The 24,810-nt window shown below is 74.1% G+C and carries 21 protein-coding genes; 16 read left to right on the top strand and 5 right to left on the bottom strand.

Translation table 11 applies throughout. The features are described 5' to 3' along the window. The 7 genes from ICW40_RS13495 to ICW40_RS13465 all read left to right on the top strand — a co-directional run. A partial coding sequence (locus ICW40_RS13495) for a DUF3159 domain-containing protein (RefSeq protein WP_221654535.1) occupies positions 1–502 on the top strand: 502 nt, incomplete at its 5' end. A 62-nt stretch (positions 503–564) separates the two neighbouring features. Continuing rightward, positions 565–1,515 (top strand): SDR family oxidoreductase, encoded by a 951-nt coding sequence (locus ICW40_RS13490; RefSeq protein WP_221654534.1) that lies wholly within the window; start codon positions 565–567, stop codon positions 1,513–1,515. 185 nt (positions 1,516–1,700) lie between these two features. Then, the gene (locus tag ICW40_RS13485; RefSeq protein ID WP_221654533.1) at positions 1,701–2,546 is read left to right on the top strand and encodes a CPBP family intramembrane glutamic endopeptidase; all 846 of its coding nucleotides are present in this window, start codon (positions 1,701–1,703) and stop codon (positions 2,544–2,546) included. Next, positions 2,543–3,715, top strand: a complete 1,173-nt coding sequence (locus ICW40_RS13480) for a sensor histidine kinase (protein ID WP_221654532.1) — start codon at positions 2,543–2,545, stop codon at positions 3,713–3,715. The genes ICW40_RS13485 and ICW40_RS13480 overlap by 4 nt, the downstream gene beginning before the upstream one ends. Continuing rightward, entirely contained in the window at positions 3,712–4,371 is a 660-nt protein-coding gene (locus ICW40_RS13475; RefSeq protein WP_221654531.1) for a response regulator, read from the top strand. The genes ICW40_RS13480 and ICW40_RS13475 overlap by 4 nt, the downstream gene beginning before the upstream one ends. Positions 4,372–4,483: 112 nt before the next feature. Beyond that, positions 4,484–4,771 (top strand): ArsR/SmtB family transcription factor, encoded by a 288-nt coding sequence (locus tag ICW40_RS13470; protein WP_221654530.1) that lies wholly within the window; start codon positions 4,484–4,486, stop codon positions 4,769–4,771. Positions 4,772–4,780: 9 nt separating this feature from the next. Then, complete coding sequence (locus ICW40_RS13465; RefSeq protein ID WP_221654529.1) at positions 4,781–5,536, top strand: hypothetical protein; 756 nt, start codon at positions 4,781–4,783, stop codon at positions 5,534–5,536. A gap of 79 nt (positions 5,537–5,615) precedes the next feature. Here the strand turns inward: ICW40_RS13465 and ICW40_RS13460 are convergent, their stop codons facing one another. The 3 genes from ICW40_RS13460 to ICW40_RS13450 are packed head-to-tail and all read right to left on the bottom strand — an operon-like array spanning position 5,616 to position 10,503. Further along, the gene (locus ICW40_RS13460; protein WP_308121796.1) at positions 5,616–7,610 is read right to left on the bottom strand and encodes a YjhG/YagF family D-xylonate dehydratase; all 1,995 of its coding nucleotides are present in this window, start codon (positions 7,608–7,610) and stop codon (positions 5,616–5,618) included. After that, entirely contained in the window at positions 7,607–8,518 is a 912-nt protein-coding gene (locus ICW40_RS13455; RefSeq protein WP_221654528.1) for a dihydrodipicolinate synthase family protein, read from the bottom strand. Before ICW40_RS13455 ends, ICW40_RS13460 begins: the two co-directional genes overlap by 4 nt. Before the next feature lie 5 nt (positions 8,519–8,523). Then, complete coding sequence (locus ICW40_RS13450; RefSeq protein ID WP_221654527.1) at positions 8,524–10,503, bottom strand: right-handed parallel beta-helix repeat-containing protein; 1,980 nt, start codon at positions 10,501–10,503, stop codon at positions 8,524–8,526. Between the two features lie 208 nt (positions 10,504–10,711). On the opposite strand from ICW40_RS13450, the gene ICW40_RS13445 reads away from it, so the two are divergent. Further along, complete coding sequence (locus tag ICW40_RS13445) at positions 10,712–11,767, top strand: LacI family DNA-binding transcriptional regulator (RefSeq protein ID WP_221654526.1); 1,056 nt, start codon at positions 10,712–10,714, stop codon at positions 11,765–11,767. Positions 11,768–11,785: 18 nt separating this feature from the next. Here ICW40_RS13445 and ICW40_RS13440 read toward each other — a convergent pair whose 3' ends face one another. Continuing rightward, on the bottom strand, positions 11,786–12,826 hold the full coding sequence (locus ICW40_RS13440; RefSeq protein WP_221654525.1) for a LacI family DNA-binding transcriptional regulator: 1,041 nt from the start codon (positions 12,824–12,826) through the stop codon (positions 11,786–11,788). 190 nt (positions 12,827–13,016) lie between these two features. On the opposite strand from ICW40_RS13440, the gene ICW40_RS13435 reads away from it, so the two are divergent. The 4 genes from ICW40_RS13435 (at position 13,017) to ICW40_RS13420 (ending at position 18,289) form a co-directional block, all read left to right on the top strand. Beyond that, positions 13,017–14,651, top strand: coding sequence for a GH39 family glycosyl hydrolase (locus ICW40_RS13435; RefSeq protein WP_221654524.1), 1,635 nt, complete (start codon positions 13,017–13,019; stop codon positions 14,649–14,651). A 130-nt stretch (positions 14,652–14,781) separates the two neighbouring features. Continuing rightward, a complete protein-coding gene (locus ICW40_RS13430) occupies positions 14,782–16,098 on the top strand; it encodes an ABC transporter substrate-binding protein (protein WP_221654523.1) in 1,317 nt (438 codons plus the stop codon). A 110-nt stretch (positions 16,099–16,208) separates the two neighbouring features. Next, complete coding sequence (locus tag ICW40_RS13425; protein ID WP_221654522.1) at positions 16,209–17,363, top strand: carbohydrate ABC transporter permease; 1,155 nt, start codon at positions 16,209–16,211, stop codon at positions 17,361–17,363. Next, positions 17,360–18,289, top strand: a complete 930-nt coding sequence (locus tag ICW40_RS13420) for a carbohydrate ABC transporter permease (RefSeq protein WP_221654521.1) — start codon at positions 17,360–17,362, stop codon at positions 18,287–18,289. The genes ICW40_RS13425 and ICW40_RS13420 overlap by 4 nt, the downstream gene beginning before the upstream one ends. Before the next feature lie 56 nt (positions 18,290–18,345). Here ICW40_RS13420 and gap read toward each other — a convergent pair whose 3' ends face one another. Then, entirely contained in the window at positions 18,346–19,341 is a 996-nt protein-coding gene (gap, locus tag ICW40_RS13415; protein WP_221654520.1) for a type I glyceraldehyde-3-phosphate dehydrogenase, read from the bottom strand. Positions 19,342–19,476: 135 nt separating this feature from the next. On the opposite strand from gap, the gene ICW40_RS13410 reads away from it, so the two are divergent. From ICW40_RS13410 to ICW40_RS13395, 4 genes are all read left to right on the top strand, one after another. Beyond that, a complete protein-coding gene (locus tag ICW40_RS13410; protein ID WP_221654519.1) occupies positions 19,477–20,040 on the top strand; it encodes a TetR/AcrR family transcriptional regulator in 564 nt (187 codons plus the stop codon). Between the two features lie 84 nt (positions 20,041–20,124). Beyond that, entirely contained in the window at positions 20,125–21,168 is a 1,044-nt protein-coding gene (locus ICW40_RS13405; RefSeq protein WP_221654518.1) for a 3-oxoacyl-ACP synthase III, read from the top strand. A 32-nt stretch (positions 21,169–21,200) separates the two neighbouring features. Continuing rightward, the gene (locus tag ICW40_RS13400; protein WP_374199158.1) at positions 21,201–23,978 is read left to right on the top strand and encodes an alpha/beta fold hydrolase; all 2,778 of its coding nucleotides are present in this window, start codon (positions 21,201–21,203) and stop codon (positions 23,976–23,978) included. A gap of 28 nt (positions 23,979–24,006) precedes the next feature. Then, a partial coding sequence (locus ICW40_RS13395; RefSeq protein ID WP_221654517.1) for an NAD-dependent epimerase/dehydratase family protein occupies positions 24,007–24,810 on the top strand: 804 nt, incomplete at its 3' end.

Below are 24,810 nucleotides of genomic sequence, written 5' to 3'. Positions count from 1 at the left end.
CGCGGGCGCCGCGGTCCGGATCGCCCGGCGCGAGCCGACCGGGGCCGCCGTCGGTGGCGTCGTCGTCGCGGCCGTCTGCGCCACGGTCGCGGCCGTCGCGGGGGAGGCGCGCGCCTTCTTCCTGCCGACGATGGCGCTCCCGGCGGTCTTCGTCATCGCCTACCTCGTGGCGTTCGCCGCCGGGCGCCCGCTCGCGGGCCTCATGGTGAACCGCGTCGCCGGTGGCCCGCGGGACTGGGTCCGCCACCCCGCCCTGCGCCGCGTCTACCTGGTCAGCTCGCTCATCGGGCTCGCGATGGCGTCGGCCAACCTCGTCGGACGCGTGGCGTTCTACGTCGCCGACGACCCCGGCGCCCTGGCCGCGATCCAGGTCGGCGCCATGACCGCCTTCGCGCTGCACTTCGCGGTCACGCTCGTCGTGGCGCGCCGCGCGCACGCCGGCTCGACGGCGCTCTCGCTGGCGCCCGCAGCCGGCGTGACGGCGGCGTCGTCCGTGCGTTGACCCGGCCGCGCCCGAACGCGCACACCTCGCCACCACCCGCACCACTCCGAAGGAGCTCGACCATGCCTCGCACCTCCCACCTCGCCCTGCCCGACCTCACCGGACGGCGCGCTCTCGTCACCGGCGGGAGCGACGGGATCGGCCTCGGCATCGCGCGGCGGCTGGCCACCGCGGGCGCCGACGTCGTCCTGCCCGTGCGCAACCGCGCGAAGGGCGACGCCGCCGTCGCCCGCATCCGACGCGAGCGCCCCGGCGCGCGGGTCTCGCTCCGCGAACTCGACCTCGCGTCGCTCGCCTCGGTCGCCGCGCTCGGTGCGACGCTCGAGGCGGAGGGAGAGCCCATCCACCTCCTGGTGAACAACGCGGGGCTCATGACCCCGCCCGAACGCGGGACGACGGAGGACGGGTTCGAGCTCCAGCTCGGGACCAACCACCTCGGCCACGCCGCCCTCGTCGCGCACCTGCTCCCGCTGCTGAGCGCCGGCCGGGCCCGCGTGACGAACCAGATCAGCATCGCGGCCGGCAGCGGCCGGATGCACTGGGCCGACCTCAACTGGGAGCGGGACTACGACGGCCGCCAGGCGTACGCGCAGTCCAAGCTCGCGCAGGGGCTCTTCGCGCTCGAGCTCGACCGGCGCAGCCGCGAGCACGGCTGGGGGATCACGAGCAACCTCTCGCACCCCGGCGTCGCACCCACGAGCCTGCTCGTCGCGCGCCCGGAGATCGGGCGCGACCGGGACACCCCGCAGATCGCGACGATCCGCCGCCTGTCGCGCGCGGGCATCCTGCTCGGCACGATCGACAGCGCCCCGCTGCCGGCGCTCATGGCGGCGACGGCGCAGGAGCCGGCCGGCGGGCGGCTCTACGGGCCGGCCGGTCTCGGACACCTCGGCGGCGGGCCGGCCGAGCACCGGCTGTTCCGCCCGTTGCGCGATCCCGCGGACGCGGAGCGCACCTGGCGCGTGACGGAGGCGCTGCTGGGGTTGACCGTCGGGGCGGCCGTCGCGCGGTGACGCAACCGGCCCGTCGCGTCGGCGGGCCCATGAACCCGTACCGGCGAGCGAGGGGCACGGCCGACGTGTCCCCCGTGCGGGGGACACGCAAGTGCCCTCCCCGCGGTGACTCCCCGCCGCGCCCCGCTCCCTAGCGTTTCGAGCAGTCGCAGCGACCGCGCTGCGGCACCTCGAAGGGACTCGTCATGCGTGTGGTGAAGCAGCTCGGAGCAGTGGTGGTCGTGGCCGTCCCCGGGAGCGCCGCGGTCCATGCGGCGCAGGGAAGCTGGCCGCTCGCGCTGGTCGCCGGTGTCGTGGTTGCGGTGGCCATGGTGCTCGCCTACGCGTGGGTGGTCCGCCGGACCGAGCGGCGCCCGGCGTCCGAGGTGGCCCTGGCAGGCGGGGGCTCGGACCTCCGGCGGGGCGTGGGGATCGGCGTGCTCGTGTTCGTGACCGTGATCGCCGTCATCGCCCTCGCCGGCGGGTACCGGGTCGAGGGCTGGGGGTCGCCGGCCACCGCGCTCGCGTTCCTCGGGCTCACCGTGGCCGCCGTCGCCACGGAGGAGCTGATCTTCCGCGGCATCGTGCAGCGTGTGCTCGAGCAGCGCGTCGGCACGTGGGTCGCGCTTGGCGCGACCGCCGCGCTGTTCGGCGGCATGCACCTGGCCAACGCCAACGCGACGCTCTGGGGCGCCGTCGCGATCGCGATCGAGGCGGGCGGCATGCTCGGCGCCGCCTACGTCCTCACGCGCACGCTGTGGCTGCCCATGGGCCTGCACCTCGGCTGGAACCTCGCGGTGGGCGGCATCTTCGGCACCGAGGTCTCCGGGAACGCGACGCCGCAGGGTCTGCTCGACGGCGTGACGTCCGGCCCCGTGTGGCTGACCGGCGGGGCGTTCGGGCCCGAGGGCAGCGTCGTCGCCGTCGTCGTCTGCTCGGTGGTCACCGTGGTGCTGCTGCGGCTCGCGCACCGCCGCGGCCGCATCGTGCTCCGCCGCCGCGTGGTCGAGCCCGCCGTCGCGTCGGCCCCCGCGGCTACGGTCTCCGCATGATCGACCTCCGGACGACCGTCGCCGTGTGGCGGCGGTCGCCGGTCGTCGTGCGCGACCTGCCGCTCGCCGCGCTGCTCGCGGTCGCGCCGTGGGTCGACGCCCTCCAGGGGCAGGGCACCCGCCTCGGCGACGTGCCGCAGAGGCCGCTCGACGCGCTCGCGCTCGTGCCGGTCGCGATGCAGGCGCTGCCGCTCGCCGTACGACGCCGGTGGCCCGCCGTCAGCCTCGCGCTCGTCGGGGTCGGCTTCGCGGTCGACCAGCTTGCGGGCTACAGCAGCGTCGCGAGCGTCGCGCTGCCGATCGCGCTCGTGAGCGCCGGCGCCCACCTGGCCCACCACCGCCGCGCCGTCGTCGTCGTCGCGTCGGCCGGCTATGTGGCGCTCGCCGTGGCGCTCGACCGGACGGGCACGGGTGAGCAGACGTCGGGCTTCGTCGTCTTCTACGTGCTGCTCGCGGCCGCGTGGGGCGTGGGCGTGTGGCTGCGGCAGACGCGGGCCGCCGAGGCCGAGCGCCGCCGCCACGTCGCAGAGACGACGCGCCTCACCGAGCGCACGCGCATCGCGCGGGACCTGCACGACGTCGTCACGCACCACGTCACCGCGATGGTGGTCCAGGCCGAGGCCGCGCGGTACCTCACCGTGCACCCTGACCGTCTGGACGCCGCGCTCACGGCCGTGACCGACACGGGCCGCCGCGCGATCTCCGACCTGCGGCAGGTGCTCGACCTGCTCGACCCCGCGGAGGCGACGCCCGAGCGTACGCCCGCGGGCGGTGGGCTCGGCGAGCTCGTCGAGCGCACGCGCGCGGCCGGCCAGCCGGTCGACTACGTCGCGGAGGGCGAGCCCCGAGCGACGCCCGGCAACGCCGAGGCGGCCGCCTACCGCGTGGTGCAGGAAGGTCTCACGAACGCGCTCAAGCACGCGCGCGGCCAGCGGACCGCCGTCCACGTGCGGCACGGGCGCGAGGTGATCGCCGTCGAGGTCGCGACCTACGCCGACGCACCCGGCCGGTCGCGCCCGCCGTCGTCGGCAACGGCCGCCGGGAGCGGGCGTGGCCTCGCCGGACTGAGGGAGCGGGTGGTGGCGCTGGGCGGGGAGCTCACGGCTGGGCCGGACGACGGCGCCGCCTTCGTCGTGCGCGCGCGCATCCCCCTGGGCGGTGCCTCGTGACCGCACCGATCCGCGTGCTCGTGGCCGACGACCAGGCGCTCATCAGGGCGGGCTTCGCCACGATCATCGACGCCCAGCCGGACCTCGAGGTCGTGGGGGAGTGCGGCGACGGACGCGCCGCCGTCGACCTCGCCCGCCGGCTGGAGCCCGACGTCGTCGTCATGGACGTGCGCATGCCCGTGCTCGACGGCATCGAGGCGACCCGGCAGCTCGCCGGCGCCGGCGTCGCGCACCCGGCCAAGGTGCTCGTGGTGACGACGTTCAACCTCGACGCGTACGTCTACGAGGCGTTGCGCGCGGGTGCGAGCGGGTTCCTGCTCAAGGACGCGCCGCCCGCGCAGCTGCTCGACGGCATCCGGACCGTGGCGGGCGGCGCGGCGCTGCTCGCGCCCGAGGTGACGCGCCGGCTCGTCGGCCGGTACGCGGACCGCATCCGTCCGCCCGACGCGACCGCCGACGACGTGCCGCTCGCACCGCGCGAGCTCGAGGTGCTGCGGCTCATCGCGGGGGGCATGTCGAACGCCGAGATCGCCGAGGCGCTCGTGCTGAGCCCCGAGACGGTCAAGACGTACGTCTCACGCATCCTCACCAAGCTCGACCTGCGCGACCGCGTGCAGGCGGTGGTCTACGCGTATCGGCGAGGGCTCGTGACCTGAGCGGCGGCGGCGAACCATCCGCGCATCGCGGCCACACGCGCCGGCCGTCGTCCGGGCTGGTATCGGATTCCGAGGGATGCTATTTTGATGTTTCACGAAATACGGAGGAACGGTGGCGGACGGGGTCTTCGCGGCGCTGTCGCACCCGACGCGACGAGCGGTGCTCCGCGAGCTCGCCGGGCGCGACTGGATGCTCGCGGGGGACCTCGCGGAGGCGCTCGACGTGGCGGGACCCACGCTGTCCGGCCACCTGCGCATCCTGCGCGAGGCCGACCTCGTGGTCTCGGAGCGTCGCGGCACGACCATCCGGTACATGGCGAACGCGTCGGTGGTCGAGTCGGCATTCGCGGCGTTCCTCCAATCGCTCGGTGTCGGCCGCGCGGACCCGGAGAACGAGTGAAGGGGCACCATGGAGCACGACCTGAACGGACACCCCGACGAGGGAACGGCGGTACGGCCGGCCCGCCGGCCGGTCCGCGGCGTCGTCGTCGCCGTCGCCGGCCTCGGGCTGATGCTCGCGCTGTCCGCGGCGACGTGGGGCCGCCTCCCCGCAGTCGTGACGCTCGTCGGTGGGGGTAAGGACGGAGCGGACGCACACATCGCGAGGCTCGTGCTCGTGACCCTCATGCCGGTGCTGCTCGTGCTGTTGAGCGTCCTCCTCCTGCTGGCGCAGCGCCTGCGCCGTCGTACGGCGGCCGCGCTCGCGGTGCCGATGTGGCGCACCGACGCCAACCACGCCCGGTCGGTGACCACCGCGCTCTCACTGCTCACCCCGGTGGTCGCCGCGCTGCACGTGCTCCTCCTGCGGTTCGCGGTGGGTGACGAGCGCACCGGGATGGTGGTGCTCGCCGTCGCGGTGGCGCTCGTCGTCGGGCTGATCGCGAACGCGCTGCCGGGCACTCCGGTCGACTTGGCGCAGTCGCGTGCTCTGCGCCTCGAGGAGCGGCCCTCGCTCGACCACGCGGTGCTCGCGGTTCGTCGCGGGCAGCGGCAGGCCGGGCCGGTCGTCGTCGTGCTCGCACTCGTCGCCATGGCGCTGGCGTTCGTCGCGCCGCCGGTCTCGCTGACCGTCTCCGTGGTCGCCGTCGTCGCGATGGCCGCGGTGACCGGCGTCGTCGCCGTGCGGTCCGCCCGAGGCGGGACTCCGGTCGACGCGGCACCGTGACGACGCGGCCACTCGCGCCGGCGGTGCGCGTCGGACGCCCTCGTCCGTCGTCGTGCGTGCCAGCACCCGGTCAGCGCCGTCAGGCGCGAGGGTCGCGTCCGGCCAGCGCCTCGGCCCCTGCCCGCAGGACCTCGAGGACCCGGTCGACGTCGTAGACGCAGCCGGCCCACGTGCCGCCGCTGACGCCCTGCAGGGCGGCCCACAGCCGGGTGTCGTCGGGCAGCGCCGCGTGCGGCGTCAGGTCGGGGTGCGGCGGTCGCTCCGCGAGCACGCGCGCCGCCTCCGCCGCCGTGAGACGCCCGGCGGCGTCGCCGACGAGGTCCACCGACCCCTCGAGCCGGACCACGTCGACCCGGATCTCCACGAGGTCGCCGTCCCGCAGCCTGCCGATCGGCCCGCCCGCCAGCGCCTCGGGGCCCACGTGGCCGATGCACGCACCCGTGGACACGCCGGAGAACCGCGCGTCGGTGATCAGCGAGATCTCCTTGCCGTAGCTCAGGTACTTCAGCGCCGAGGTGACCTGATACGTCTCCTCCATGCCGGTGCCGAGCGGCCCGCCGCCCATGAGCACCATGACGTCGCCCGGCGCGACGGCGCGCGCCTTGATCGCGGTGATCGCGGCCGCCTCCGAGGTGAACACGCGGGCCGGCCCGACGTGGTGGAAGACGCCGTCGACGATCCGGGACGGGTCGATCGCCGTGGACTTGATGACCGACCCCTCGGGCGCGAGGTTGCCGACCGGGAAGGTCGCCGTCGGCGTCAGCCCGCGGCGGCACGCCACCGGAGGGCTCATGATCACGTCGTCCGCGTCGACGCCCTGCTGCTCGAGCAGCACCTCCTTCATCCGCGCTCGTCGCTCGGACGACTCCCACCAGTCGAGCACCTCGCCGAGCGGCTCGCCGGTCGCCGTGAGGGCGTCCAGGTGGAGCACGCCGAGGTCGCGCAGGTGCAGCATCACCTCGGGCGTCCCGCCGGCCAGGAACATGCGCACCGTCGGGTGCTGGACCGGCCCGTTGGGCAGCACGCTGACGATGCGGGGGACGGCCTGGTTGACCCGCACCCAGTCGTCGACCGTGGGGATCCGCAGGCCGGCCGCGTGCGCGATCGCCGGGAGGTGCAGCAGCAGGTTCGTCGAGCCCCCGATGGCGGCGTGCACGGCCATCGCGTTCTCGATCGCCTGGTCCGTCAGCACGTCCGGCGTCGTGAGCCCGAGCGACCGCTGGCGCAGCACCGCGCGGGCCGACTGCCGCGCGATCTCCTCCCACACGGGCTCGCCCGACGGCGCGAGCGCCGAGTGGGGCAGCGCGAGTCCGAGCGCCTCCGCGATCACCTGGCTCGTGCCCGCGGTGCCGAGGAAGTGGCAGCCGCCGCCGGGGGACGCGCACGCGCGGCAGCCGAGCTCGGACGCGTCCGCGAGCGACAGCTCGTCGTTGGCGAAGCGTGCACCGAGGGTCTGCACCTGCGCGAGGTCCTCGCCGCGTGCGGGCGGCAGCGTCACGCCGCCCGGGACGAGCACCGTGGGGTGCTCGCGCTGGGACGCGAGCGCCATCATCGTCGCGGGCAGGCCCTTGTCGCAGGTCGCGACGCCGATCACGGCCGAGCGCGTCGGCAGCGACCGCATGAGCCGCCGCATCACGATGGCGGCGTCGTTCCGGTAGGGCAGGGAGTCGAACATCGCGGGCGTGCCCTGCGAGCGGCCGTCGCACGGATCGCTCACGTACGTCGCGAACGGCATCCCGCCCGCCTCGGCGATCGTCCCCGCGGCCGCGGCCACCTGCCCGCTGAGCTCGAAGTGGCCCGAGTGCAGACCCAGGGCGACGGGCCGGCCGTCGTCGGAGCGCAGCCCGCCGGCGGTCGACACGATCATGACCTGCGGCCCCAGCATGTTGGCGCGCGGCCAGCCCATGCCGGCGTTCTGCGTCATGCCGAAGACGGTCCCGCTGGGCTCGTCGCGGAGCAGCTCAGGCGTGAGCGGCAGCCGCCCCCCGGGCCCCGGAGCCTGGGTCCGGACCGCGTAGATGCCGTCGTGCGGCTCGAGCAGCTGCTCCCAGCTCACGGCGTCGTCGGTGCTCACGGCATGGCCTCCACCCGGTCCATGAGCGCGACGAGCGCGTCGACCTGCTCGGGCGTCGCGGCGTGGTGCGGGGGAGTGCAGTGCCGCTCGAGGGCGATGCCCCGCCGGACCATGCCCTCCTTGAGCAGCGGGAAGAACGGCGTGCCGAGCCCGTAGAGCCCCATGAGCACGTCGACCCGGCGCTGCTGCGCGGCGATGGCGGCCCGGTCGCCGGACCGGACCGCGCGCGCGTACGCGGCGCAGATTTCCGGGTAGAGGTTCGCGAGGCCGCCGATCGCCCCGGCACCGCCCGACGTGACGACGTGGTGCAGGTTCTCGTCGAACCCCGCGAGCACGCGGAACTCGGGGAACTCGGGCAGCAGCGCGGTGAGGAGCCCGCGCGTGTGGCCGACGTCGAGCACGGTGTCCTTGTAGCCGACGACGTTCGGGTGCCGCCGCAGCAGGCGGGCGGTCACCTCGGCGCTCAGGTCGTGCCCGGTGCGTGCCGGGAAGTTGTAGAGGTACACGTCGCCGTCGACCTGGCCCGCGACGGCCGAGAAGTACGCCTCGATGCTCGCGTCGTCGAGCGCGAAGTAGAACGGGCTGATGACGATCACGGCGTCCGCGCCCGCGTCGAGCGCGTACCGGCTCAGCTCGACCGTGTCGTCGACGCGCAGGCACGACGTGCCGACGACGAGGTCCGCGCGCGGGCCGACGTGCTCGACCGCGAGGTCGATGAGCTCGCGCTTGTGCTCGGGCCGCATCGCGAAGAACTCCCCGGTGCTGCCCATGAGGACCACGCCGTCGACCCCGCCGTCGAGCACGTGCTCCCAGACGGCGACGTTCCCGTCGCGGTCGATGCCGCCGTCGGCGTCGAAGGCCGTGACGGCTGGCACCCAGAACGCCGCCTTCGTGTCCACGTCACCCATGGCGCTCACCAGACCCGGATCCGCGACGTGCCGCCGCCGAGCGCGGCGAGCGGGCCGGGCGGGTGGGGAACCCCGGGTTCCTTGCGCACCCCGACGAGGTCGACGTCCGCGACGAGCGGCGAGCCGTCGCGGTTCTCGAAGTCGGCGGAGGCGATGCGCACGTGGCCGAGGTCCGCGCCCGTGACGACCGGCGTCAGCGGCGCCATGAGCTCGGCGGGGAGCTCGAGCTCGAGGTGGACCTCGGCGCCGTCGTCGACGACGCGCACCACGGCCGGCCCGTCGACCGTGACCGCGTCCGCCTCGTGCGTGGCCGGACGCGCGCCGTCGGCGTAGGCGTTGGACCGCACGTACGCGGGCTGCCGCTCGTGGTGGAACCGGGAGTGGTCGCCGTTGCCGTCGGCGCCCGTGACGCGCTGCAGGTACTCGTCCCAGGAGGCCGGGAAGCCGTCGTAGGCGTGCGTCCCGAAGGTCTCGGGCGGGAACTCCTCGAGGACGAGGGGCGCGTCCGGCCCGTAGACGCCGCGGGGTGCGCCGACGAAGAGGTTGCCGACGTACCGGTCGTCGCCGGCGTAGATGAAGGCGTACCCCGCGACCTGCGTCGAGTGCGGCACGTGGTACGGCGTCGCGCGGTCGAGCACGGCCTGCATCCGCACGGCGCCCAGCACGAGGTTGTTGACGAACGCGTTGCCCTGGCTGAACAGCTCGATCGCGATGGGCGAGGCGAGCACGTTGTGGTCGACCGTCGCGGGGCCGTGGCTGACCTCGATGAACAGGTCGCGCAGGTTGCGGTACATGACGTTGCGGCTGATCCGCGTGCCCTGGACCTGCCAGTCGAGCCAGATGCCGAGCGTCGTGTCGTGGATCCGGTTGTGCGTGATCTCGACGTCGAGCGGCGCGTGCAGCTTGATGGCGCCGATCTCGTAGCCGTAGAACTCGTGCTTGGTCCCGATGTGGTGGATGTGGTTGTCCTCGATGGTCGAGAACACCGCGCCCAGGTGGCCGACGACGCCGTTCTGACCGCAGTCGCGGATCTCGTTGCGTCGCACGACGTGCGAGCCGACGCGCTCGTGCTCCCAGCCCTGGTGGGCCGCCGTGAAGACCGCCTCGATCTGGTACTGGTACCCCGGCTTGTCGCCCCGCTCGTGCGCGAAGTTGTCGCCGCTCGCGGCGCCCTTGCCGAGCGAGACGCCCGAGCACTTCGCGTCGTGGATGAGGTTGTCCTCGATGACCCAGCCCTTGGCCCAGTGCGGCCCGATCAGGCCCGGCTGGTCGGCGGTCGGCGGCGTCCACGGCGTGGCGGCCTGCGCGAGCTCGAAGCCGCGCACGGTGATGTAGTCGAGGTGCGTGCGCTCGGGGTAGAAGACGGCCGGGCGCACGTTGACCTCGACGAGCGCGGCGTTCGGGTCGGCGTCGCCGAAGTTCGCCCAGATCGTCGTGACGTCGTCGGAGACCTCGGCGAACCAGACGAGGACGGTGCGGTCCGGGTCGATGAGCTCCGTGTCGAGCGCCGTCCACGGGTAGCGCGTGTGCGTGCGGCGCTGCGGCGCATGCACGTCGGCGCGGTCGTGGACCTGGTGGAGCGAGCGTCCGTCGAGGTAGACCTCGCCCCGGCTGGCGAGGACACCCCCGGGACCGGGATGCAGCCAGTCGCCGGCCACGGGCTCGGCGAACGGGTTGAGCTCACCGAACAGGGTGTTCGGGACGTCGACCCGCCACACCGTGCCCTCCTCGCGGACCCAGCCCGTGACGACCTCGGAGCCCTTGATCGCGACGTGCTCGCCGGGCGCGGCCTCGAACGTGATCCGGCGGCTGTCGCTCGTCCCCCCGCGCACGGGCCGGACCCACTCGCGGTAGGTGCCCTCGTGCACCTGCACGGCGTCCCCGGGCATCGCGGCGCGCGCGGCCCGGTTGATCGTGCGGAACGGGGCCTCGGCGGTGCCGTCGGCCCGATCGGAGCCGGTCACGGCGACGTGGAAGGTGGTCATCGCGGTCCTTCGGTCGGCGCCCGGGCGGCCCGGGCGGCACGGTGGCGACGGCGTCGTCGCGGAAAGAGTTTCGGGGGCGGTGCGTCCTGGCGTGACCCTAGACGCCCGCACCGACAGAAGGAAGTGCGCACAGCAACTGGCAGACGCTCCTCGCGGTGCGAGTGGCGGCCGACGCTGCAGCGGAAAGATTTTCCGCTAGGCTCCGCGCATGCCGTCCCCAGCCGCGTCGCGCGTGACGCTCGAGCAGGTCGCCGCGGCCGCGGGCGTCGCGGTGTCGACGGCGTCCAAGGTGCTCAACGGGCGCCCCCACGTCTCGGCCGCGACGCGGAGCCGCGTGGAGGCGGCGTTCGAGCAGCTCGCGTACGCGCCGACGACCGGACCGCGGGGCGGCGCCGCGCCGCGGAGCGTCACCGTCGTCTTCCGCACCCTGGCCGACACGTACGCGACGCGCGTGCTCGAGGGCGTCCTCGCCGCGGCGCGCGACCACGACGTCGAGGTGCTGGTCGACGTGCTCCACGCGACCGACGGCCGCGCCGGCCGCGAGGGCGTGGCTCCGCCGCCGCTCTCGCCGGCGTGGGTCCGCCGGCAGGCGGCGCAGCGCACCGGCCTGGTCCTCGTCACGTCCGACCCGACCACCGAGCAGCTGGCGCTCCTGCGGGCGCACGGCGTGGTGACGGTGCACGTCGACCCCGCGAACCCGCTCGACGACTCGACGGTCTCCGTCGGCTCGGCGAACTTCTCCGGCGGCGTGCAGGCGACCCGGCACCTGCTCGAGCTCGGGCACCGACGGATCGCGTTCGCCGGCGGCGCGCCGACGTTCGCGCCCTCCGCCGAGCGCCTCCAGGGCTTCCTGAGCACCATGCGCTCGACGGGTGTCGACGCGGACGACACCCTGGTGCGCGAGCGGTCGCACACCTTCGAGGCCGGCGTGGCCATGGCCGACGAGCTCCTCGGGCTGCCGCAGCCGCCGACGGCGGTGTTCGCCGCGTCGGACTCCATCGCTCTCGGCGTGCTCGCGTCGGCGCAGCGGCACGGCCTGCGCGTGCCGCAGGACGTGTCCGTCGTCGGGTTCGACGACAGCGCCGCGGCGGTCTCCTCGGTGCCGGCGCTGACGACCGTGCGGCAACCCGTCGCCGAGATGGGACGCGTGGCGCTGCGCACGCTCCTGCAGGTCGCGCGCGGCGAGGGCGTCGATTCCCACCACGTCGAGCTCGCGACCACGCTGGTCGTCCGGGACTCGACCGCACCGCCGGCGGGCGTGTGACCGCTGCCCCGAGCGGGCTCAGGCCGGAGCGGGGCCCGTGCTCTCGCGCACGGTGAGCGAGGTGGCGAGCTCGACGTGCCGCGACGCGGGCCGGCGCCCGTCCGCCATCGCCAGAACCGTCTCGACCGCCATCCGCCCCATGCCCTCGAGGTGCTGGTGGACCGTCGTGAGCGGCGGCGTCGTCCACGCCGCCTGAGGCGTGTCGTCGAAGCCGATGACGCTGAGCTCGTCCGGTACCCGGATCCCGAGCGCGTGCGCGGTGGCGAGGACGCCGACGGCGATCTCGTCGTCGGCCGCGACGATGGCGGTGGGCGGCCGGTCCCCGGTGAGGAGGTCCCGGGCGTGCCGCGCGCCGGACGCGACGTCGAACTGGTCGGAGCGGATGAGGGCCGGGTCGACCTCGATCCCGGCGGCGTCGAGCGCCGCCTGGTAGCCGTAGAGCCGGTCGCGGGCGGCGTCGGACGCCTCGGGTCCGCCGATGCAGGCGATGCGCCGGTGCCCGAGGCCGACGAGGTGCTCCGTCGCGGTGCGCGCGCCCGCCCAGTTGCTCGACCCGACGCTCACCATGCGCCGGTGGCGCGTGTCCACAGGGTCGACGATGACGAAGGGGAGCGCCGCGTCGTCGGCGGCGTGGATGAGCCCGTCCGGCTCGGACAGGGTCAGCCCGATGATGCCGACGGAGCCGACGGCGCGCTGGTCGGCGACCCACTCGCGGGCGACGGCCCGCTGCGTGCGTGAGGCGCGGTCGGGGGCGAGCCGCGTCAGGAGGTCCACGCGCTGGTCGGTCGCGGCCGCGAGCACGCCCTGGAGGACGCCGAGGATGTACGGCGAGGCGGGGATGTCGAAGACGACCGTGAGCGCCTGGCGTCCCGACGCGGGGGCGCCCGACGTCGTCGGCCGGTAGCCGAGCTCCGCGACGGCGGCGAGGACCCGCTCGCGCGTCGCGTCCGACACGTCCGACCGCCCGTTCAGCGCCTTGGAGACGGTCGCCTTCGAGACGTCGGCGGCCGCCGCGACGTCCGCCAACGTCGCCCGACGTCGGGTCGGCTCTGCGGCCATCGGTGCCTCCTTGTCGCGAAACTGTTTCGAACCGAACCGCCCCGTGCGTGAGCGCAGAACGAGAATGTGAACCGGGACTGGTCAAGTGGCGTGCGCATGCTCTACCGTCGGCTCACGATACACGTTGCGAAACTATTTCGGAATGTGAGGCCCGCACCGGAGCGGTCCTCGCTGACCAACGGAGGTCTGGATGTCTGTCGACGCGTCACCCGCAACGCTACTGATCGACGGCTGTGCGCCGTCGGACCAGGCGTTGCGGCACGTCTGGAGCGAGTGCCTCGGCGCGGGGCGCGCCAACGAGGCGCTCCGCGTCGACTGGCAGCAGCACTTCCGGGAGGCCGTCGAGGTGCTCGGTGCCCGCTACGTGCGCTTCCACGGCGTCTTCCACGACGACATGTTCGTCTACCGCGCCTCGAACGGAGGGGGCTTCGGGCCCCCCACGCCGCTCGCGACGCCGGTCCACACGTACGCGTACGTCGACAAGGTGTTCGACGCGATCCTCGACGCCGGCGCCCGGCCCTTCGTCGAGCTCGGCTTCATGCCGCGCGAGCTGGCGACGCAGACCGAGACGCTGTTCTGGTGGAAGGCCCACTGCAGCCCGCCCACGGACATGGACGCGTGGGTGCGGCTCGTGACCACCACCGTCGAGCACTGGATCGAGCGCTACGGCATCGACGAGGTGCGCCGCTGGCCGTTCGAGGTCTGGAACGAGCCGAACCTCGTGCCCCACTTCTGGACCGGGACCAGGACGCAGTACTTCGAGCTCTACGAGGCGACCGCTCGCTCGATCAAGGCGATCGACCCCGCGCTCAAGGTGGGCGGCCCGTCGTCGTCGGTGTTCGTGCCCGACGCGCGGTACGACGGCGAGTCGCACGACCGCTCGGTCGAGGCCGCGACCGCCGAGGCGCCCGACCCGGACGCGCTGCCCTGGAAGCCGGTGTGGATCCGCGAGCTCATCGACTACTGCGCCGAGCGTGACCTGCCGATCGACTTCCTCTCCACGCACCTGTACCCGACGGACTACGCGTTCGACACGCAGGGCGTGGGGCGACCGATCAGCCGCAACCGCGACGCGACGCTGCAGGACCTCGAGGTGATGCGCAAGCTCATCGCCGAGAGCCCCTACCCGGACGCGGAGCTGCGCGTCACGGAGTGGTCCACGTCGCCGTCGAGCCGTGACCACATGCACGACACGGTGTTCGCCGCGACGTACATCGCCCGCGCGTTCCTCCAGTGCCACGACCTCGCCGACTCGATCTCCTACTGGACGTTCACCGACGTGTTCGAGGAGGGCGGCGGCGGGATCGGCCCGTTCCACGGGGGCTTCGGCTTCGTCAACGAGCAGGGCATCCACAAGCCGACGTTCCACGCGATGGCGATGCTGCACCGCCTCGGGGACCGGCTGGCCCTGCAGACCGAGCACGGCGTCATCACGCGCACCGACGACGACGCCGTCGCGGCCCTGTTCTTCAACTACCCCGACTCGATGGGCGCGCGGTCGGTCGGCGGCGCCACGAGCTACGTCGACGCGCGTCGTCACGCCGACGAGGGGCCCGCGCGCCGCATCACGCACACGGTCGCCGGGCTGCCCGCCGGGGCCGTGTACGACGTCGCCGTCCTCGACCAGGAGCACGGAAACGTCGCCGAGGCGTGGCACCGGATGGGCGAGCCGCTCAACCTCTCGCGCGCGCAGGTCGCCGAGCTCGAGGCGGTCGCCGACGACCTCGACCGCCGCACGATCGCCGTCGACGCCTCGGGCGTCCTCGAGATCGACCTCGAGCTGGCGCCCTGGGCCGTCGCCTCGATCACCCCGGCGGCCCGCTGACGCGGCCGCCCGCGACCTCCCCGAACCGCACCACCGCCCCACCCGCACCACCGCACCACTGCCCCACCGCCCCACCCGCACACCTCACCCGACCCGACCCGACACACCCGCACCTGAGAGGACCTCGACGATGAGGATCGACAAGCGCACCGCCGGAGCCGCCGCCTTCTGGACGACGGCGGCCCTGACCCTCGCGGCCTGCGGGGGAGGTGGGGGCGGCGGCGGCACGGCCGGCGAGGCGAGCGAGGACGACAAGCCCGCCGAGCTCACCGTCGCCGCGTGGATGGACTTCCCGCAGGAGCTGCTCGACGCGTTCGAGGAGGAGCACGGCATCGAGGTCGTCGTGAACTCCTTCCCCGACGGCGCCTCCGCGCAGACCGTGCTCCGCAACGGCCTCGCGGCCGACGGCGCGGGCCTGTCCGACGTCCACCTCGTCGAGCTCGACTGGTGGACCGAGATGATGGCCGTGCCCGAGGACTGGGTCGAGCTGCCCGAGGTCGAGGACCGCTGGGTCGACTGGAAGGTCACCCAGGGCTCGGTGGACGGCCGCATCACCGGCTACGGCACCGACATCGGCCCGCTGGGCATCGCGTTCAACCAGGACATGACGTCGGCCGCCGGCGTCGCCACCGACCCCGAGTCGTTCGGCGCATTCATCGGCGGCGAGGACGCCACGTGGGAGTCGTTCCTCGACGCGGGCCGCGAGTACGTCGCGACCAACGACAACTACTTCATCGACTCGCTCACCAACGCCTTCCAGGCCGCGATCAACCTGCTGCCGGCCGCGTTCGAGGACCCCGAGTCGGGTGCGCCGTACGACCTCGCGGAGAACACGGAGATCAAGGACCTCTTCATGACCTTCGCCGACGCCGCCGACGACGGCGTCTCGGCCGGCATCGCGATCGGCCACGCCGACTGGGGCGCCGGCTTCCAGAACGAGCAGTGGGCCACCGTCGTCACGCCGGCGTGGATGACCGGGATCATCGCGGACAACGCCGACGGCATCGAGGGGTGGCGCATCGCCAGCACGTTCCCCGAGGGCGGCGGCAACTGGGGCGGCTCGTTCTTCACGGTGCCCGCCACCGGCGAGAACACCGGGTGGGCCGTGAAGCTCGCCGACCACCTCACGACGTCCGACGCCGCCGTCGCGTGGTTCGAGACCACCGGGCAGTTCCCGTCGCAGCTCGAGGCCATGGCCAGGCCCGAGATCTCCGACACCGAGAACGAGTTCTACGGCGGCCAGCGCGTCGGCCAGATCTACGGCGAGCTCGCCGAGGCCGCGGGTGACGCCGCGGCGGGCGGGTTCCGCGGCGAGAACTTCGCCGGCATCCAGACCCTCGTGACCGACGGCATCCGGCTCGTCGAGTCGGGCGGCGCGACCCCCGAGGACGCCTGGGCGTCCGTCGTCGAGAACTTCGAGGCGCTGGGCTTCGAGACCGCCGAGTGACCACTGCGGCCGGTCCCCAGCAGGGGGCCGGGGACCGGCCGCCGCTCGTCACGACAGACGGGCGTCACCGACCGACGAGCGTCACGACCGACTCACGGAAGGCGCCAACCATGGCATCCAGCTCGGCGGCGCCGCGCGCGACGCGGCGCGTGGGGTGGGGGCAACGCATGTCCCGCTGGGACATCAAGCTCTCGCCCTACCTCTACATCTCCCCGTTCTTCGTCCTCTTCGCCGTCTTCGGTGCGTTCCCGCTGCTCTTCAACGTCGTCGTCGCGGCGCACGACTGGCACCGTCGAGCGGGCATGGGCGACTTCGTGGGGCTCGACAACTTCACCTGGGTCCTGCGGCAGCCGCTCTTCTGGCGCTCGCTCGAGAACACGTTCTCGATTTTCTTGTGGGGCGGCATCCCGCAGCTCGTCCTCGCGCTCTTCATCGCGGCGGTCCTCGACCAGAACCTGCGGGCCCGGACGTTCTGGCGCATGAGCGTGCTGTTGCCGTTCGTCGTCATGCCGGTAGCGACCGCGATGATCTTCGGGCAGGTCTTCGGCCAGTTCGGCCTCCTGGTGCCGAACCTGCAGGAGATGGGCCTGCTCACCCACGTCGACTCGCCGTTCTTCCAGGACCGGCTGCTGTCGCACGTCGCGATCGGGTCGATGGTCGTGTTCCGGTGGACGGGCTACAACGCGCTGATCCTGCTCGCCGCGATGCAGGCGGTGCCGCGCGAGCTCTACGAGGCGTCCACGGTCGACGGCGCGAGCCGTGTCCGCCAGTTCTTCTCCGTGACGCTCCCGAGCATCCGCCCCACCATGATCTTCGTCGTCCTCACGATGACGATCGGCGGGCTGCAGGTCTTCGACGAGGCCCGGATGTACGACGGCGGCGGCACCGGCGGCGGGCACGGCGGCGCCGACCACCAGTGGACCACCGTGGTGCTGTACCTCTACGACCTCGGCTTCGGCGACTGGCAGGACCGGCTGGGCCAGGCGGCCGCCGTCGGCTGGATCTTCGCCGTCGTCATCGGGTTCTTCTCGCTCGTGAACTTCCTGCTCACGCGCTCGATCTCGTCCTCGCGCGGACCGCGCGTCCGCATCTCGAAGAAGACGACCGACGCCGTCATCGCCCGGGCGCGCGCCGCGGCGGAGGAGTCGCGCCGCCAGGCGGCGGCGACCGCGGAGCCGCCCACCGCCACGAGCGGTGCCGACGACGACGCCGGTGCGGCCGGCGTCCCGAGGGCCGACGTCACGAAGGAAGGAGCCAGGCGATGAGCACCGGGTTCATCGAGAACACGGCCGGGGCCGGCGCCGCGCGGTACGCGCGCAAGCGCGCCGCCCAGGGCCGCCCCGTCCGGTCCCACAACCCGTCGACGCGCCGGCCCGGCTGGGTCACGTACGTGGTGCTCGCCGTCGTCGTCGCGGTGTCGATCTTCCCGCTCTACGCGTCGGCCATGTACGGCTCGTCGACGACGCAGGAGATCTCACGGTCGGTCGGCACGCTGCCGCGGTTCTTCCCGACGCTGACCCTCCTGGAGAACTTCGGCGAGGTGTTCTCGGCGTCGCAGTTCAGCTTCTGGATGGCGTTCCTCAACTCGCTGCTGGTCGCGGTCGTCGTCAGCGCGTCGACCGTGTTCTTCTCGACGCTGGCCGGGTTCGCCTTCTCGAAGCTCACGTTCCGCGGGCGGCAGGCGCTCTACCTCACGGTCATCGCGACGCTCGCGATCCCCGCGCAGATCGGCACCATCCCGATGTTCGTGATGATGAACGACTTCGGGTGGATCGACTCCCTGCTCGCGCTGACGGTCCCGACCCTGGTCGGCGCGTTCGGCGTCTTCTGGATGACGCAGTACCTGCAGGAGGCGCTGCCGTTCGAGCTCGTCGAGGCCGCTCGCGTCGACGGCGCGTCGTTGTTCCGGACGTTCTGGTCGATCGCGATGCCCGCCGCCCGCCCCGCCGCGGCGACGCTCGCCCTGTTCACCTTCGTCGGGTCGTGGAACAGCTTCTTCTGGCCGGCGGTCGTCATGCGGTCGCAGCTGACGATGCCGCTCGTGATCCCGCAGCTGCAGGGCGCGTTCACGTCGGACACGGGGCTCGTCATGTCCGGCGTCTTCCTCGTCGCCGCGCCGCTGCTGGTGGTCTTCGTCCTCGCCGGGAAGCAGCTCGTCACCGGGGTCATGGCGGGCGCGGTCAAGGGCTGACCGGCAGCACCCGGCGCCCCCCGGACGGGGGTGCGCCGGGTGCGGTCACGCCTGCGTCAGGCGCGCGCGATGAGCTCGGTCGTGTCGACGAGGCGGTTGGTGAAGCCCCACTCGTTGTCGTACCAGCCGAGCACCTTGACGGTGCGGCCGATCACGGTGGTCAGCGGGGCGTCGTAGATGCACGACGCCGGGTCGCCGACGATGTCGCTCGAGACGATCGGGTCGCTCGAGTACCGCAGCACGCCCGCCAGTCGGCCCGACTCCGCGGCCGCTCGGTAGGCGGCGTCGATCTCCTCGACGCTCGTGTCGCGCGACGCGGTGACGGTGAGATCGGTGATCGACCCGGTGAGCACGGGCACGCGCAGCGCGAAGCCCGACAGGCGCCCGTCGAGCTCGGGCAGCGCCCGGCCGATCGCCTTCGCCGCGCCGCTGCTCGTGGGCACGACGTTCTGGGCGGCCGCGCGCGCCCGGCGCAGGTCCTTGTGCGGGCCGTCCTGCAGGTTCTGGTCGGCCGTGTAGGCGTGGATCGTCGTCATGACGCCGGTCTCGATGCCGACGGCGTCGTGCAGCACCTTCGCCAGGGGCGCGAGGCAGTTCGTGGTGCACGAGGCGTTGGAGACGACCGTGTGCGCCTCGGGGTCGTAGAGGTGGTCGTTGACGCCCATGACCACCGTGAGGTCGTCGCGCGACGCCGGCGCGCTCACCAACACCTTCCGTGCGCCTGCCTCGAGGTGCTTGGCGGCGCCCTCCCGGCTGGTGAACCGGCCCGTCGACTCGACGACGAGGTCGACGCCGCGGTCGCCCCACGCGAGCGCGGCGGGGTCGCGCTCGGACAGCACCTGGATCTTCCGGCCGCCCGCGACGATGACGTCACCGTCCACTGCGACGTCGTCGAGCCGCCCGTAGGCGGTGTCGTAGCGGAGCAGGTGGGCCAGGGTGGCGGCGTCCGTGAGGTCGTTGACGGCCACGACCTCGAGGTCGCTGCCGCGCTGGAGCGCGGCGCGCACGAAGCTGCGTCCGATGCGGCCGAAGCCGTTGATGCCGATGCGCACAGGAGACGTCCTCTCCTCGTGGGCGGCGTCATCGCGCGGGGGCTCGGCCGCCCGGCTGGAACGGAACCGATCGGTTCCATCTGCGACGGTACCGATCGGTTCCGTCGGGCTCAAGGCCTGGCCTACCCTGGCCGCGTGCCGACCAACGCCCGCGACCGCCTGCTCGACGCCGCCGAGGACCTCTTCTACGCGCAGGGCACGCGGGCGACCGGCGTCGAGCAGATCCTCGAGACCAGCGGGGTCGGCCGGGCGTCGTTCTACCGGCACTTCGCGAGCAAGGACGAGCTCGTGCTGGCCTACCTCGAGCGGCGTCGGGGCCACTGGGACGCCGTCTTCACGCCGCTGGTCCGCGCGCGCGGCGGCCACCCGCTCGACGTCTTCGACGTGCTCGCCGAGCGCCTCGAGGCCGTCGGCTACCGCGGGTGCACGTTCGTCAACACGCTGCTCGAGCTGCCCGACCCGTCCGACCCGGCACACCGGCTCGCGGTCGAGCAGAAGGAGACCATGCGCGCGTTCTTCGCCGACCTGCTCGCCGAGCACGGCTACCGCGACGACGACGGCTCCCTCGCACGGAAGCTCCTCATGCTCTACGACGGCGCGAGCGTCACCGGCGCGCGCGAGCGCTCGCCGCGTGCGGCGCACGAGGCGCGGGAGGTGGCCGAGGTGCTGCTGACCGCGGCGCCGCGGACGGGCGCCTGACGCGGCGCCAGGTGGGAGCTCGACCGTGAGCCGTCGTGAGCACCGCGCGCACGCTCCCGCGTGCCGGGGCAGGATGGGCCTCCAATGACCTTGAGGGGCGTGCGAGTGGACGGCAACGCGACATCGACCTACCGCAACGCGGCTCTGCTGTCCCTGGCGGCCGTCACACCTGACCGCGTGACCACGTCGGCGGACCTCGACCGGCGGCTGGGACCCGTGCTCGAGCGGCTGCGCCTGCCCACGGGCCTGCTCGAGCGCATCGCCGGGGTCCACGAGCGCCGCAACTGGGCCGAGGGGCAGGGCTTCGACTCGGCGGCCATCGAGGCGGGGGAGAAGGCGCTCGCCGAGGCGGGCGTCGACCGCGGCCGGGTCGGGCTGCTCATCAACACCTCCGTCACGCGGCCACACCTCGAGCCGTCCGTCGCGGTGCGCATGCACCACGGGCTGCGCCTGCCGACGTCGGCCGTGAACTTCGACATCGCCAACGCGTGCCTCGGGTTCGTCAACGGCATGAGCCTCGCGGCGCAGCTCATCGACGCGGGCCAGATCGAGTACGCGCTCGTCGTCGACGGCGAGGACGCCGACGAGGTGCAGCACGCGACGGTCGAGCGGCTGTGCCGCGAGGGGACGACGCGCGCCGACTTCATGCGCGAGTTCCCGACGCTCACGCTGGGCTCGGGCGCCGCGGCCGCCGTCCTCGGCCGCGCCGACGAGCACCCGTCGGGCCATCGCATCCTCGGCGGGGTCACGCGCGCCGCGACGCAGTTCAACGACCTGTGCGTCGGCGGCGTCAACGGCATGTACACGGACGCGAAGGCGCTGCTCAAGGGCGGCATGCAGCTGGTCATGGCCGCGTGGAACGAGGCGCGCCAGCACTTCGACTGGTCGGCCATGGACCGGTACGTGACGCACCAGGTCTCCGACGTCCACACGAACGCGATCATCAAGGCCGCGAAGCTGGACCGCTCGCGCGTGCCGCTCACCTACCCGCGCTTCGGGAACGTCGGGCCGGCGTCGATCCCGATCACGCTCGCGCACGAGGCGCCGAGCCTGTCGCCGGGCGACCGCGTGCTGCTCATGGGCGTGGGCTCGGGCATCAACACGGCGATGATGGAGCTCGCCTGGTGACAGGTGCCGTCACGGACACGGCGACAGAGGCGGTGAGCGGTCCGGCCGGGCGCCTGCCCGCGCCGACGACGTCGCCCGCAGGGCTGCCACCGGCCGGCCTCCCTGGTCTCGACGCGGCCTGGTCGCGGTCCGTCGTCGTGCCCGAGACGCCGCTCGGCGCGAGCGAGGCGCTCGGCCGGCACGAGCGGACCTGGCACGTGCTCGACACCGGGCCGGTGCTCGCCGAGCGCGGCGTCACGCCCGTCGGGACGCTGCTGTGCGCGCACGGCAACCCGACCTGGTCGTACCTCTGGCGCGACCTCGCGGCCGCCACGCTCGCCGCGGCCGACACCGGCGCGGACGCGTGGCGCGTCGTCGCCGTCGACCAGCTCGAGATGGGCTTCTCCGAGCGCACCGGAACCCACCGCACGCTGCCGCGCCGCGTGCGGGACCTCGCCGACCTCACCGACGCGCTCGGCCTCGACGGCCCCGTCGTCACGGTCGGGCACGACTGGGGCGGCGTCATCTCCCTCGGCTGGGCCGTCGACCACCCGGACCTGCTCGCGGGCGTCGTCCTCCTCAACACCGCCGTGCACCAGCCCGAGGACCGGCCGATCCCCGCGCCGCTGCGGCTCGCGCTCGGCCTCCTCGGCCCGTCGACGGTCGCGACGCCCGCCTTCCTCGAGACGACGCTCGCCATCGCGCACCCGCCGTTGCCTGACGACGTCAAGGAGGGCTACCGCGCGCCCTACCGCAGCGCGGAGCGCCGTTCCGGGATTGGGGCGTTCGTCGCCGACATCCCCACCGACCCCGCCCACCCGAGCGCCGCCGAGCTCGACCGCATCGCCGAGGGCGTGCGCGGCCTCGACGTGCCGGCGCTCCTGCTCTGGGGACCGCGGGACCCGGTGTTCAGCGACCCGTACCTCCACGACCTCGTCGGACGCCTCCCACAGGCCCGGGTGCACCGGTTCGAGGGCGCGGGCCACCTCGTCGCCGAGGACGTCGACGTCGCGGGCGCCGTGACGACCTGGCTCGCCGACCGCCACGTCGCCGCCGACGCCGCCTCCTCCCGGGCAGCGCAGGTCGCCGACGCGGACGCGCCCGCCGCGGCGCCGGGGCCCGGACGCGCACCGATGTGGCAACGCCTCGACGAGCTCGCCGACGACGACGCGACGGCGCTCGTCGAGATGGCGCCGACCACGGGCGACGGCATTCGCACCGTCTCGTGGCGCCTGCTCTCGCGGCGCGTGCGCGAGCTCGCGCGCGGGCTGCACGCGGCGGGCGTGCGCCCCGGCGACCGCGTCGCGCTGCTCGTGCCGCCCGGCGCCGACCTCACCGCGACCCTCTACGCGTGCCTGCGCCTGGGCGCCGTCGTCGTCGTCGCGGACGCCGGGCTCGGTCCGCGCGGGCTCACGCGCGCGATGCGGGGCGCGCAGCCCGCCGTCGTCGTCGGGGAGCGCAAGGGCCTCGCCGCGGCGCGTGCGCTCGGCTGGCCGGGGCGGCGCATCTCGACCACGACGCTGCCGGACGCGACCGCCACGGCGCTCGGCGTCGGGACAAGCCTGCCGGAGCTCGTCGACCTCGCCGTCGTGACTGACCTGCCGCCCGAACCGGCGCCCGGTGACCTCGCGGCCGTCCTGTTCACGTCCGGCTCGACCGGACCCGCCAAGGGCGTCGCGTACACGCACGAGCAGCTCGCCGCGATGCGCGACGCGCTCGCCGACCAGTACGGCCTGGGCGTCGGGACGGGCCTCGTGGCGGGGTTCGCGCCGTTCGCCCTGCTCGGGCCGGCGCTCGGGTGCCGCTCGGTCACGCCGGACATGGACGTCACCGCACCGCGCACCCTCACGGCGCGTGCGATCGCCGCCGCGGTCGACGCCGCCGACGCCACCACCGTGTTCCTCTCGCCCGCGGCCATCGCCAACGTCGTCGCGACGTCGGGCGAGCTCACGGCCGACGACGAGCGCGCGCTCCGGCGCGTCCGGCTGTTCCTCTCCGCGGGCGCGCCGGTGCCAGAGCGGCTCCTCGCCGCGGTCGCGCGCCTCATGCCGGCCGCCTCGGCGCACACGCCCTACGGCATGACCGAGGGGCTGCTGCTCACCGACGTGACGCTCGAGGAGATCCGGACGGCCACGGCGACGCAGCCCCCGGGCGCGCGGGGTGGCGTGTGCGTCGGGCGGCCCGCGGCGAGAGTGACGATCCGGATCAGCGCGCTCGACGACGACGGCCGTGCGACCGGTCCGCTCACGGCGACCCCCGGCGTGACCGGCGAGATCGTCGCCGCCGCACCGCACGTCAAGGACCACTACGACCGGCTGTGGCTCGCCGACCGCGAGAGCCGCCGGGGCACGCCCGACGGCGACGGCGCGACGCGCTCGTCGGCCGACGTCGACCTCGCCGGCGTGGTCGACGGCGCGCGGTGGCACCGGACCGGCGACGTCGGGCACCTCGACGCCGAGGGCCGGCTGTGGGTCGAGGGCCGCCTCGCGCACGTGATCGTCGCGGCCGACGGGCCGGTGACGCCGGTCGGTCCCGAGCAGCGCGCCGAGTCCGTGCCCGGGGTGCGGCGCGCGGGCGTCGTCGGCATCGGACCGCGCGGCACGCAGCAGCTCGTCGTCGTGGTGGAGCCGAGCCGGGCGGCACGCAGGCCGGCGCTCGCGACGCCCGAGCTGACCGAGGCCGTGCGAGCCGCCGTCGGGCCGGACGTCGCCGCGGTGCTCGTCGTGCCGGATCTGCCGACGGACGTGCGCCACAACTCCAAGATCGACCGTGCGCGGCTCGCGGCGTGGGCCGAGGGTGTGCTCGCCGGCGGACGGATGGGTCGGCCGTGACGCGCCACCGACGAGCCGGCGAGGCGTCGTGAAGGTCCTCGTCACGGGCGCGTCCGGCCTCCTCGGCCGCATCACGGCGGCCCACGTCCGCGACGCCGGCCACGACGTCCGCACGTTCCAGCGCCGGCCGAGCGGCGTCGACGGCGTCGAGGACCACCGCGGCTCGCTCACCGACCGCGACGACGTCGAGCGTGCGGTCCGTGGCGTCGACGCCGTGGTGCACCTCGCGGCCAAGGTCTCGCTCGCCGGCGACCCGGCCGACTTCCGCCGCGTCAACGTCGACGGCACGCGCACGCTCCTCGACGCGGCCAGGCGGCACGGCGTGGCCGACGTCGTCCACGTGTCCTCGCCGTCGGTGGCGCACACGGGCGCCTCGATCGTGGGGGAGGACGCCCCGCCCGCCGACCCGGTCCACGCGAGCGGCGAGTACGCCCGCACCAAGGCGGAGGCCGAGCTCCGCGTGCTCGCCGCCGACGGCGACCTGCGGGTCGTCGCCATCCGGCCGCACGTCGTATGGGGGCCGGGGGACGAGCAGCTCGTCGCGCGCGTCGCCGAGCGCGCCCGTGCCGGCCGGCTCCCGCTGCTCGGGCACGGCGCCGCCCTCATCGACACGACGTACGTCGACAACGCGGCGTCGTCGCTGGTCGCGGCCTTGCACCGCCTGGGTGACGCGGACGGCGTCGTGCGCGGGCGTGCCTACGTCGTCACCAACGGCGAGCCGCGCACGGTCGCCGAGCTCGTCCGGGGCATCTGCACCGCCGTCGGCGCACCCCAGCCGACGCTGCGCGTGCCCGCCGCGCTCGCCCGCGGTGCGGGGGCCGCGGTCGAGGCC

The organism is Actinotalea ferrariae, assembly GCF_019733465.1.
GTDB lineage: Bacteria > Actinomycetota > Actinomycetes > Actinomycetales > Cellulomonadaceae > Actinotalea > Actinotalea ferrariae_A.
Note: the sequence above shows the minus strand (reverse complement) of the source record. Positions and strands in the feature narration are given on the sequence as shown.

Bases quoted from the DNA above. Each gene is read 5' to 3' on its own strand.
- ICW40_RS13465 (WP_221654529.1), top strand. From the start codon at position 4,781: ATGGAGCACGACCTGAACGGACACCCCGACGAGGGAACGGCGGTACGG.
- ICW40_RS13455 (WP_221654528.1), bottom strand. From the start codon at position 8,518: ATGGGTGACGTGGACACGAAGGCGGCGTTCTGGGTGCCAGCCGTCACG.
- ICW40_RS13425 (WP_221654522.1), top strand. From the start codon at position 16,209: ATGGCATCCAGCTCGGCGGCGCCGCGCGCGACGCGGCGCGTGGGGTGG.
- ICW40_RS13480 (WP_221654532.1), top strand. From the start codon at position 2,543: ATGATCGACCTCCGGACGACCGTCGCCGTGTGGCGGCGGTCGCCGGTC.
- ICW40_RS13485 (WP_221654533.1), top strand. From the start codon at position 1,701: ATGCGTGTGGTGAAGCAGCTCGGAGCAGTGGTGGTCGTGGCCGTCCCC.
- ICW40_RS13430 (WP_221654523.1), top strand. From the start codon at position 14,782: ATGAGGATCGACAAGCGCACCGCCGGAGCCGCCGCCTTCTGGACGACG.
- ICW40_RS13450 (WP_221654527.1), bottom strand. From the start codon at position 10,503: ATGACCACCTTCCACGTCGCCGTGACCGGCTCCGATCGGGCCGACGGC.
- ICW40_RS13440 (WP_221654525.1), bottom strand. From the start codon at position 12,826: ATGGCCGCAGAGCCGACCCGACGTCGGGCGACGTTGGCGGACGTCGCG.
- ICW40_RS13420 (WP_221654521.1), top strand. From the start codon at position 17,360: ATGAGCACCGGGTTCATCGAGAACACGGCCGGGGCCGGCGCCGCGCGG.
- ICW40_RS13435 (WP_221654524.1), top strand. From the start codon at position 13,017: ATGTCTGTCGACGCGTCACCCGCAACGCTACTGATCGACGGCTGTGCG.
- ICW40_RS13405 (WP_221654518.1), top strand. From the start codon at position 20,125: ATGACCTTGAGGGGCGTGCGAGTGGACGGCAACGCGACATCGACCTAC.
- ICW40_RS13445 (WP_221654526.1), top strand. From the start codon at position 10,712: ATGCCGTCCCCAGCCGCGTCGCGCGTGACGCTCGAGCAGGTCGCCGCG.
- ICW40_RS13490 (WP_221654534.1), top strand. From the start codon at position 565: ATGCCTCGCACCTCCCACCTCGCCCTGCCCGACCTCACCGGACGGCGC.